The following is a 1,806-nucleotide window of genomic DNA, read 5'->3' as shown; positions in this document are numbered from 1 at the left end:
ATCGCTCTTTTTTTTCCCTGATTATAACCTAAACTAGGTGCGTCTAAGCTTACTAAGGTAATGTTTTGCTCTGCGGGTGGGAAAATGTTTAGTGTCCCTGCATACAACGCGACTTTAGAAGGAGTAATTGAGAAGCGGGGAATTAGTACCAGATTCGGTCATAATCTCAAAGAAATCAAAGCCGATACTAAAGAAGCAATTTTTGATGTCACCACTGACAACGGGGTAGAAGAAGTTAGCATCCACTACGACATGATTCATGTCACTCCACCGATGAGCGCACCCGATTTCATCAAACAAAGCCCTCTAGCCAATGATAAAGGTTGGGTTGATGTCCATAAATATACCCTGCAACACAATCGCTATCCCAATGTATTCGGTTTGGGGGATGCCTCCTCGTTACCAATCTCTAAAACTGCTGCTGCTGCTCGTAAACAAACTCCTGTAGTAGTGCAGAACTTGCTGACTCAAATGAATGGTCAGCAACTTAGAGGAAAATACGACGGATATACCTGTTGTCCGTTGATTACGGGCTATCACTCGGCAATTATGGCAGAATTTGATTATGAGGGCAATCCCGCTCCTTCTTTTCCCCTCGATCCAGCCAAAGAACGCTACTCGATGTTTCTAGCTAAAGCCTACGCCTTACCCTGGATCTATTGGCATCGGATGCTCAAAGGGGAATGGTTTGAAGCAGATATCTTTAAACCGATTAATCGACTATTACAAAAAAACGGCGACAAAAATTCTCTTGCCAAGACAAAAGAGCAAAGCAGTACTTGTTAACTAATCTAAATTGGGAAAAAAGACTACTAACTATTGACCTAGGGTTTTGAGCATCTCTAATTGTTGATTTTGCTGCTGGAATTGAGCCGTGAGGGCATCACACACCAAATCGCACAACTCAAATAAGAAGGGATTGGCAATTTGATAGTAGACGCAAATTCCCTTCTGTTCGCGGGCGACGATGCCAGCTTTGGTCAGCATATTCAAATGCTTAGAAACGTTAGCCTGTCCCAAACCCGTTTCTTCCACAATCTCGCTGACGTTTTTTGCTCCAGTTTTTAAACTACAGACAATTTGTAGCCGACTGACTTCAGACAAAACTTTGAAAAAATTAGCCATCAAACTTAGAGCAGCAGGTGATAGTTGGGCAATTCCACAGTCATTAGAGGGACTGGCTGGTTGGGCTTTAGGTTTAGAAGTTACTTTACTGGGCATAAGCTTAATCGAGTAATTTAATACAAAATTGGACTATAGCTAATTTACAATCTTAGTTATCCTACTAACCATATTACTAAATAGTTGTATTATATACCAGCCTCAATAACTCATTTCTAATGAGATTAATTCTGGTATTTCAAACATTGCCGTACTGAGATATCTTTCACCACCACTGGCTTGAATTGCCACAATTAGGCGATCGCGATACTGCGGCCGTCTCCCCACTTCTATCGCTCCAGCGACTACTGCGCCAGTGGAAATACCACTGAGAATCCCTTCTTCCCGTGCTAAACGTCTGCCTATTTCATAAGCGTTTTCTTCCGTTACCTGAATAATTTCATCAATTAAATCCACCCGCAGCACATCGGGAATAAAACCAGCACCTATTCCCTGAAGATCGTGAATTCCCGAAGGTTTACCGCTTAACACCGCACTTTTAACTGGTTCGAGCGCCACAATTTTAAGAGAGGGTTTTTTTTGTTTGAGATAGCGACCTGCACCTGTCAGAGTACCACCAGTACCGACTCCTAAGCTTAGACGCACCTAGTTTAGGTTATAATCAGGGAAAAAAAAGAGCGATCG

General features: G+C 42.4%; 1 protein-coding gene and 2 pseudogenes. 1 reads left to right on the top strand and 2 read right to left on the bottom strand.

Annotated elements, in window-relative coordinates:
* Nucleotides 1–36: 36 nt before the first annotated feature.
* Nucleotides 37–786 (top strand): annotated as a pseudogene (locus I4641_RS23700) (NAD(P)/FAD-dependent oxidoreductase); the annotation flags it as partial.
* A gap of 30 nt (nucleotides 787–816) precedes the next feature.
* Here the strand turns inward: I4641_RS23700 and I4641_RS23695 are convergent.
* Together I4641_RS23695 and I4641_RS23690 are read right to left on the bottom strand one after the other, a co-directional pair.
* On the bottom strand, nucleotides 817–1,221 hold the full coding sequence (locus tag I4641_RS23695) for an ArsR/SmtB family transcription factor (RefSeq protein WP_263858335.1): 405 nt from the start codon (nucleotides 1,219–1,221) through the stop codon (nucleotides 817–819).
* 102 nt (nucleotides 1,222–1,323) lie between these two features.
* A pseudogene (locus tag I4641_RS23690) lies at nucleotides 1,324–1,761 on the bottom strand (pyridoxal-phosphate dependent enzyme); the annotation flags it as partial.
* Between the last annotated feature and the right edge of the window lie 45 nt (nucleotides 1,762–1,806).

The sequence above is a fragment of the Waterburya agarophytonicola KI4 genome (genome assembly GCF_020640915.1).
In the GTDB taxonomy this organism is placed as follows: Bacteria; Cyanobacteriota; Cyanobacteriia; order Cyanobacteriales; family Xenococcaceae; genus Waterburya; species Waterburya agarophytonicola.
Note: the sequence above shows the minus strand (reverse complement) of the source record. Positions and strands in the feature narration are given on the sequence as shown.